At 69.7% G+C, this 8,124-nt stretch carries 8 protein-coding genes; 1 reads left to right on the top strand and 7 read right to left on the bottom strand.

What is annotated here, in order from left to right:
* The 3 genes from ACTHMF_RS11330 to ACTHMF_RS11320 form a co-directional block, all read right to left on the bottom strand.
* Window positions 1-575: 3-deoxy-7-phosphoheptulonate synthase (locus ACTHMF_RS11330; protein WP_440317627.1), on the bottom strand; the 575-nt coding region annotated here is incomplete at its 3' end.
* An 81-nt stretch (window positions 576-656) separates the two neighbouring features.
* Window positions 657-1,346, bottom strand: a complete 690-nt coding sequence (locus tag ACTHMF_RS11325; RefSeq protein WP_314146388.1) for a lysophospholipid acyltransferase family protein — start codon at window positions 1,344-1,346, stop codon at window positions 657-659.
* A gap of 28 nt (window positions 1,347-1,374) precedes the next feature.
* Window positions 1,375-2,325, bottom strand: a complete 951-nt coding sequence (locus tag ACTHMF_RS11320) for an ROK family glucokinase (RefSeq protein ID WP_314146387.1) — start codon at window positions 2,323-2,325, stop codon at window positions 1,375-1,377.
* Between the two features lie 160 nt (window positions 2,326-2,485).
* Between ACTHMF_RS11320 and ACTHMF_RS11315 the strand changes: the two genes are divergently transcribed.
* Entirely contained in the window at window positions 2,486-4,315 is a 1,830-nt protein-coding gene (locus ACTHMF_RS11315; protein WP_440317621.1) for an AMP-dependent synthetase/ligase, read from the top strand.
* Here the strand turns inward: ACTHMF_RS11315 and ACTHMF_RS11310 are convergent.
* From ACTHMF_RS11310 to ACTHMF_RS11295, 4 genes are all read right to left on the bottom strand, one after another.
* The gene (locus ACTHMF_RS11310) at window positions 4,309-5,064 is read right to left on the bottom strand and encodes a hypothetical protein (RefSeq protein ID WP_440317619.1); all 756 of its coding nucleotides are present in this window, start codon (window positions 5,062-5,064) and stop codon (window positions 4,309-4,311) included. The genes ACTHMF_RS11315 and ACTHMF_RS11310 overlap by 7 nt on opposite strands.
* Before the next feature lie 324 nt (window positions 5,065-5,388).
* A complete protein-coding gene (locus tag ACTHMF_RS11305; protein ID WP_314146384.1) occupies window positions 5,389-6,234 on the bottom strand; it encodes an NAD-dependent epimerase/dehydratase family protein in 846 nt (281 codons plus the stop codon).
* A 17-nt stretch (window positions 6,235-6,251) separates the two neighbouring features.
* On the bottom strand, window positions 6,252-6,743 hold the full coding sequence (gene def / locus ACTHMF_RS11300) for a peptide deformylase (RefSeq protein ID WP_314146383.1): 492 nt from the start codon (window positions 6,741-6,743) through the stop codon (window positions 6,252-6,254).
* A gap of 45 nt (window positions 6,744-6,788) precedes the next feature.
* Window positions 6,789-8,078, bottom strand: a complete 1,290-nt coding sequence (locus tag ACTHMF_RS11295; protein ID WP_440317617.1) for a nucleotide-binding protein — start codon at window positions 8,076-8,078, stop codon at window positions 6,789-6,791.
* Window positions 8,079-8,124 lie beyond the last annotated feature (46 nt).

The raw sequence follows: 8,124 nt of genomic DNA, 5'->3' as shown, positions 1-8,124 counted from the left end.
GCCGGGTTCGCGGCGAAGCCCTTGTTCCAGCTGTGCACCTCGCGCAGGTCGGCGAAGCCACCCTGGGTGAACGCGCGGATCAGGTTCAGCGTCGACGCCGCCGTGTGGTAGCCATGCACCAGCCGGCGCGGGTCGGCCTGGCGCGACTCGGGGGTGAAGTCGTAGCCGTTGACGATGTCGCCGCGGTACGCCGGCAGCGTCACGTCGCCCCGCGTCTCGGTGTCGCTGGAGCGCGGCTTGGCGAACTGGCCGGCCATGCGCCCCATCTTGATGACGGGGACGGACGCGCCGTACGTGAGCACGACGGCCATCTGCAGGATCGTCTTGACCCGGTTCCGGATCTGGTCGGCGGTCGCGCCCGCGAAGGTCTCGGCGCAGTCGCCGCCCTGCAGCAGGAACGCCTCGCCCTGCGCAGCGCGCGCCAGGCGGTTCTTCAGCTGGTCCACCTCGCCGGCGAACACCCGCGGGGGAAGCGTCGCGATCTCCGCCGACGCGGCGGCGGCGGCCTCGCGGTCCGGCCACTCCGGCTGCTGCTTGATCGGCAGCGTGCGCCAATAGTCCAGGCCCTCGATCACGGACTCGTCAGGTTTCACGACGGGCTCTGTGGTCTGCAGCACTGTTCTTCCGCTCGGTAGAGGTGAATGGGATTCCCCAGCCTACCGCGAGAGCGAGGCCCGCTTCTCCTTCACGGTGCTGGCGTACACATCCATGTATTCCTGATCGCCCAACGCGTGCAGCCGGTACATGATCTCGTCGGTCACCGAGCGCAGGATGAAGCGGTCGCCCTCCATGCCGTCGAACCGGGTGAAGTCGAGCGGCTCGCCGATGACGATGCCGATGCGGCCGATCTTCGGCAGGCGCTTGCCGATCGGCATGATCTTGGCGGTGTCCACCATGACGACGGGGACGACGGGGACCCCCGCCTCCAGGATCATCCTGGCCACACCGGTGCGGCCGCGGTACAGCTTGCCGTCGGGGCTGCGCGTGCCCTCGGGGTAGATGCCGAGGATCTCGCCGCGCGCCAGCACGCCGAGACCGGTGTTCAGCGACGCCTCCGACGCCTTGCCGCCCGAGCGGTCGATGGGCAGCTGGCCCGTCGCGTTCATGAACGCCTTCGTCGCCCAGCCCTTGAGCCCGCGCGCGGTGAAGTAATCGCTCTTGGCGAGGAACGACACGTGCCGGTCGACCACGATCGGCAGGAAGATCGAGTCGATGAACGACAGGTGGTTGCTGGCGAGGATGACGGCGCCGTCCTTCGGCACGTTCTCCAGTCCGACGACCCACGGGCGGAAGATGCCGCGCAGCAGCGGTCCCGCGATCACGTACTTCATCAGCCAGTAGAACATCGCGTAAAGCCTAGTCCCGCCCCGGCGCTCAGAGGGAGGAGGCGTGCAGCCGGGCCAGATCGGCGGCGCCGACCACGCCCGCGTCGTTGACGAGCTCGGCGATCTTGAACTCGGGCTCCGGGTGGAATCCGCGCGCCGGCAGGTTCTCCAGGTACGCGAGCCGGATCGGCTCCAGCAGCAGCTCCCCCGCCTGCGCGACACCGCCGCCGAAGACGAACAGCTGCGGGTCGAGGACGGCGCCGAGGCTCGCACACGCCTGGCCGAGCCAGTCGCCGAGCTGGCGCAGGGCGGCGAGCGCGCCGGGGTCGCCCGCCATGATCAGCTCGGAGATGTCCGCACCGCTCAGGCCGCCCGTGCGCTGACGCACGTCGGCGAGCGCCTGGCCGATCCCGCCGGCGTCCGCCAGCTCGTTGGCCATCCGCTGCAGCGCTCTGCCAGAGCCGTACTGCTCGATGCAGCCGTGCGCGCCGCAGCCGCAGGGCAGGCCGCCGGGGACGACCCGCATGTGCCCGATCTCCGCCCCGGCGCCGAAACCGCCGCGGAACAGCCGGTCGTTACTGACGATCGCGCCGCCGACGCCGGTGCCGATGGTCAGGATGACCATGTCGCTGACCAGGCGACCCGCGCCGTAGCGGAACTCGGCCCAGCCGGCGGCGTTCGCGTCATTCTCGATCAGAACCGGGAGGTCGATGCGCTTCTCGAGCTTCTCGCGGAAGGGCTCGTGCCGCCAGTTGATGTTGGGGGCGTAGTAGACGGTCGACTGCGCGGCGTCGATGAAGCCCGCTGCGGCGACACCGGCTCCCGCGATCTGCTCCGGGCCGTCCGAGAGCCGCGTGATCATCTCGACGACCGCGTTCTCGATCTCCTCCGGCCGGCTCGCGTCCGTCGGGACGCGGTCCTCGCGGACGATCGCGCCGAGCTCGTCGACGACGGCCCCCGCGATCTTCGTCCCGCCGATGTCGATTCCGATCGCGTGCACAGGCAGAGCCTTCCTGGGTTGGGCTTCGAGGAGCGGGTGATCCGGTGCGAGGGACCCGACACGGGAGTCTCCCTGCCGCACCATCTAGAGTGTAGTTATCCACCCCGGCCGAAGCCATTCGGCCCGGGGACGTCCGCCGCCCGGTATCGAGGGAGCTACCGTGAATCAGTTCGAAACGCCCGCACTCGTCCCCGCCGACCCCGAGGCCAACGCGACAGACCTGCTCGTGCAGCGTGTCGCGGCCACCCCGGACGCCGCGCTGTTCAGCCTCCCGGACGGCGACGGCTGGAAGGACCTGACGGCCGCCGAGTTCCACCGCCAGGTGATCGCGCTCGCGAAGGGACTGGTCGCCGCCGGCATCCAGCCGGGCGACAAGATCGGGCTGATGTGCAAGACCCGCTACGAGTGGTCGCTGATCGACTTCGCCGTCTGGTTCGCCGGCGCGGTCCTCGTCCCGATCTACGAGACCTCCTCCCCCGCTCAGATCCAGTGGAACATGTCGGACTCCGGCGCCACCGCGGTGATCCTTGAGACCGCGGAGATGTTCTCGCGCTTCGACGAGGTGCACCCCGACCTTCCGCTGATCCAGAACGTCTGGCAGCTGCACCTGGGCGACCTGGACAAGCTGGCCGCGTCCGGCGGCGAGGTCGCCGACGAGGAGATCGAGCGGCGCCGCACGATCGCCCGCGGCGAGGACATCGGAACGCTGATCTACACCTCCGGCTCGACCGGCCGGCCCAAGGGTTGCGTGCTGACGCACGCCAACTTCGTCGAGCTCTCCCGCAACTCGGCGGAGGCGCTCAAGGAGGTCGTGATGCAGCCGGGCGGCGCATCCACGCTGCTCTTCATCACGACGGCGCACGTCTTCGCGCGCTTCATCGCCGTGCTGTGCGTGACCGCCGGCGTCAAGGTCGGGCACCAGGCCGACACCAAGCAGCTGCTGCCCGCGCTCGCCAGCTTCAAGCCGACGTTCCTGCTCGCCGTCCCGCGCGTGTTCGAGAAGGTCTACAACTCGGCGGAGCAGAAGGCGGAGGCCGGCGGCAAGGGCAAGATCTTCCGCGCGGCGGCCGAGGTCGCCGTCGAGCACTCGAAGGCCGTCGAGGCCGGGTCCGTTCCGTTCGGGCTGAAGCTCAAGTTCGCGCTCTACGACAAGCTCGTGTTCGCCAAGCTGCGCTCGGCGATGGGCGGCCGGGTGAAGTACGCCGTGTCCGGCTCCGCGCCGCTCGGCTCGCACCTCGGGCACTTCTTCCACAGCCTCGGCATCAAGGTGCTGGAGGGCTACGGCCTGACCGAGACCACCGCGCCGGCGACCGTGAACCTGCCGGACAAATTCAAGATCGGCACCGTCGGCCCCGCGCTCCCCGGCGTCTCCCTGCGTCTCGCGGACGACGGCGAAATCGAGGTCAAGGGCATCAACGTCTTCAAGGAGTACTGGAAGAACCCGGAGGCGACCGCCGCCGCGTTCGACGACGGCTGGTTCCGCACCGGCGACCTCGGCGCGTTCGACTCCGACGGCTTCCTGACGATCACCGGGCGCAAGAAGGAGATCATCGTCACCGCCGGCGGCAAGAACGTGTCGCCCGCCGCGCTGGAGGACCCGATCCGGGCCAACCCGCTGGTCGGCCAGGTGGTCGTCGTCGGCGACCAGAAGCCGTTCATCTCCGCGCTCATCACGCTCGACACCGAGATGCTGCCGACCTGGCTCGCCAACAACGGCGAGGACAAGGACATGACCCTTGCCGAGGCCAGCGTCAACCCGGCCGTGAACGAGGAGATCCAGCGCGCGATCGACGCCGCCAACCAGGGCGTCTCGCGGGCAGAGAGCATCCGCAAGTTCGTGATCCTCGCGACGGAGCTCACCGAGTCGAGCGGCCACCTGACGCCCAAACTCAGCATCAAGCGCAACGTCATCCTGTCGGACTTCGCCGACGTCATCGACGGCATCTACAGCGGCAACCCCAAGACGCAGGGCATCTCGCTCGCCTACTGAGCTCGCGACTCGTCACGAATCGCGCCCGTTCGTGCCGAACGGCCGGGATTCGTGACGAATCCCGCGAGGCGGGCGATCAGAGCGTCTCGATCGTGGAAGAGATCGTCGGCTTTGACACGGACGATCGTCCAGCCTTCGGCCTCGAAGGCCTCCCGGCGTCGGATGTCGATGGCCCACTGCCGCCTCGCCCGATGGCCGTCACCCTCGTATTCGAAAGCCAGTCGCGACCGGAGAATGCTGATATCCGGGTGAAGCGTCCGTCGGCCGCGATCCACGAGCACGGGACTATTCACCTCGAGGTCGCGGAACCCCAGATCCTCCAGCAGCAGGCGGAGGAGCGTCTCCGGCCGGGAGTCGGCACCGAAGCGGATGCGCGGCAGCGCCCAGGCGCGTGCGCGTGCGCCCGTCGTGCCGCCGCACCGATCGACGGCTTCCGCGAGTCGCCGGAGGTCCAGCCGCGGTCGCCGCGAGCGCGCCCCGATCAGGTGGTCGCCGGCCGCGACGAGATCCAGCGCACCGAGCACAGTCGACAGCTGGCACCACACCAGTTCGGGTGAGCACACCGGCAGCCCCTCGACCGTTCCTCCGGTGAGCACACCGAGACTGTGCCCGATCACGCCCCGCCCGCGTGGCGGCGTGCGCGGAAACGGCACCGACACGTGCAGGGTCCCGTCGGCGACGTCGGCCGGAAGAGGAACGCCGAGCAGCTCGGCTGCGGTCTGGTGGCTGAAGAAGGCCTGCTCCTGCATCAGTGGGAGGTAGGCCCTGCACAGCGCGCCGACGCTGACGGGCGCGACCGCTAGGCGCACTCCGTGAAAGGGTCGGAGCGGATCGGAGCGGGCTGTCGTGAGTGCCGTGGCGGGCGCCATGAGTGTTCGATCGTCTCGCATCCTCCATGATCTCGGCGCACGCCGGACTCCGGAACCGAGCGACCGAATCTGTGGACGACCACCACACTCCACAGCCCCCGGTGCATACACCACCGCGCCGATTCGTCACGAATGGGCCGCATTCGTGACGAATGAGCCGCATTCGTGACGAATCGGAGAGGTGGGGAGGCCGATGGGGCGGGGTCAGACCTCGTCGCGCCAGGAGTGGGTGGGGGCGTAGCCGAGGAGGCGGCGGGCCTTGTCGATCGAGAGGAGGGTGTCGTTGACGCCGAGGTCGCCCTTCACCGGCACGCCGGGGAAGACCTCGGCGACCAGCTCGGCGTTCGGGCGGGTCATCACGGTGTCGGCAGCGGCGATGATGAAGCGGTCGAAGCCGGTCGTGTCCCACTCCAGGGCCTTCTGGATGGCCTGGGCGCCGTCGCGGGCGTCGATGTAGCCCCACAGGTTCCACTTGCGCGCCCTGGCGTCCGCGTCGAACGACGGGAACTCCGCGTAGTCGGCCGGCTCCATCACGTTCGAGAACCGCAGCGCCACGATCTTGAGCGCCGGGTCCCAGCGCACCAGCTCGATCGCCATCTGCTCCTCGAGGTGCTTGACCAGCGAGTACGTCGACTCCGGACGCGCCGGGTACTCCTCGTCGACCGGGATGTACGGCGGCGGCACGTCGAACGGCAGCCCGAGGACGGTCTCGCTCGACGCGTAGACGATGTTGCGGATCCCGGCCCGGCGCGCGGCCTGGAACACGTTGTAGGTGACCCGGATGTTGTTGTGGAACGTGGCGACGTCGCTCAGGATCGCCGGCGCCGGGATCGCCGCCAGGTGCACGATCGCGTCGAAGCCGTCGTGCAGGTCGTTCACGCCCAGGATCGCGTCGATGGTCTGGCCGTAGTCGGTCAGGTCGACGCGGACGAAGCCGCGGCCGCGGTCCCCCGTCGCGTCCAGATTGACGACGGTGTGCCCGGCCGCGCGCAGTTCGCGCACGACCGTCCGTCCGAGCTTTCCCGATCCTCCGGTGACTGCGATGTCCATGGGGACGAGTCTATGCGTCAGAACCAGTCGCTCTCGCGGACCTGCTTCATCGCCTCACGCCGGCTGTCCTTGTCCAGCCGGTCCAGGTACAGCTTCCCGTCCAGGTGGTCGGTCTCGTGCTGCAGCGCCTGCGCCATCACGCCGGTGCCGGACAGCTCGATCGTCTCGCCGTCCAGGTTCAGCCCCCGCACGCGCGCGAACGGATAGCGCGCCGTCTTGAACCAGAGACCGGGCACCGACAGGCAGCCCTCGTCCACCAGCTCCGGCTCCCCCGACACCTCGACCAGCTCCGGGTTGATGATGTAGCCGACGTCGCCGTCCACGTTGTAGCTGAATGCGCGCAGGTTGACGCCGATCTGCGGGGCCGCGACGCCCGCGCGCCCGGGCGGCAGCACGCTGTCGACCAGGTCCTCGACCAGGCCGCGCACGCCCTCGTCGATCTCGCCGATCGGCTCGGACGGGGTCTTCAGCACGGGGTCGCCGAACAGGCGGATCTGGCGTTCGGTCACAGGGGTCTCCTTGCGGTGGTGCGATGGTGCGGTGGGTCGGCCGGCTCAGTCGCGCTCGGCCGGAAGGCCCTCGACGACGAGCGCCGCGAGCGTGCGGGCGGAGAGCTTGGTCAGCGGCTTGAGGTCCTTCCAGGACACGACGGAGCCCGCGGCCAGCTGCGGGTCGTACGGGATCCGGACGATCTCGCGCACGCGCGACCGGAAGTGCGACTCGATCTCCTCGAGCTTGACCAGGTTGGTGCCCTGCGTCGCCGTGTTGAGCGCGACGATCGCATTGCGGACCAGGTCGCCGTAGCCGTTCGCCTCCAGCCAGGTCAGCGTCTCGGACGCCAGCCGGGCCTCGTCGACGCTGCCGCCGGAGACGATCACAAGCGAGTCGGCGCGCTGCAGCGTCGCGCGCATCACCGAGTGCACGATGCCGGTGCCGCAGTCGGTCAGCACGATCGAGTAGAACCGCGCGGTGAGGTCCGCGACGACGTTGTAGTCGTTCTCGTCGAACGCCTCGGACAGCAGCGGGTCGGTGTCGGAGGCGAGGATGTCGAGCCGGGTCTCGTCGCGCGACACCAGCGCGGAGAAGTCGGTGAAGCCGGTGATGCTCGCCGCCTTGTGCACGACGTCGCGCACGGTCGCTCTGGTCTGCTTCGGGACGCGCTCGGAGAGCGTTCCGCGGTCCGGGTTCGCGTCGATGGCGACGATCCGGTCCTCGCGGGCGTCCGCCAGCGCCATCCCGAGCAGCGTGGTCACGGTGGTCTTGCCGACGCCGCCCTTGCGGGTGAGCACCGGGACGAACCGGGTGCCGCCCGCGAACTGCTTCTGGATGCGGTGGTCGAGCTCCTTGCGCGCGCGCACCTTGGCGGAGTCGCCGAGGTTCACGGTGCGGAACGTGACGTTGTAGACGAAGCGCTGCCACGCCCCCTCCGGCCCCGGCCGCGTCTTGCGGTTGACCTCCAGCAGCCGGTCCGCGGTCAGCATCGCCGCGGGCTCGGGCTGCGGCGAGTGCTCGCCGCGCAACCGGTCCCGGCGGGACGGGCCGCCGGGCAGCGGCGGGACGTCCGCCCGGTTCTCGTGCTCGTCGTGCGTCGGGGTCGGGCCGGTGGCCAGCCGCGACGCCATGATCGCGACGGAGGTCGTGGTCGGCTCGGTGACGGACTGCACGAATCCGGGGTCGACGGGGACCTCGTCGATCGCCACCGCCGCCTCGTCCTCCGGGACCTCCTTCGGCCGCGCCGGCGGCAGGTTCACGGCGATGCTCAGCGTCTCGGCCGGCGTGAGCGTGAGCTCATCGTCGCGAGGCGTGAGGTCGCCGCGTGGCGGCTCCTCGGGCTTGTCTGCCACGGGTTCGGTCTCCTTCTGCCGCCGCGGATCGGCGACGGCGACATTG

This window comes from Leifsonia sp., assembly GCF_051955155.1.
GTDB lineage: Bacteria > Actinomycetota > Actinomycetes > Actinomycetales > Microbacteriaceae > Leifsonia.
The sequence above is the reverse complement of the archived record's forward strand: the minus strand, read 5'-3'. Positions and strand labels throughout refer to the sequence as shown.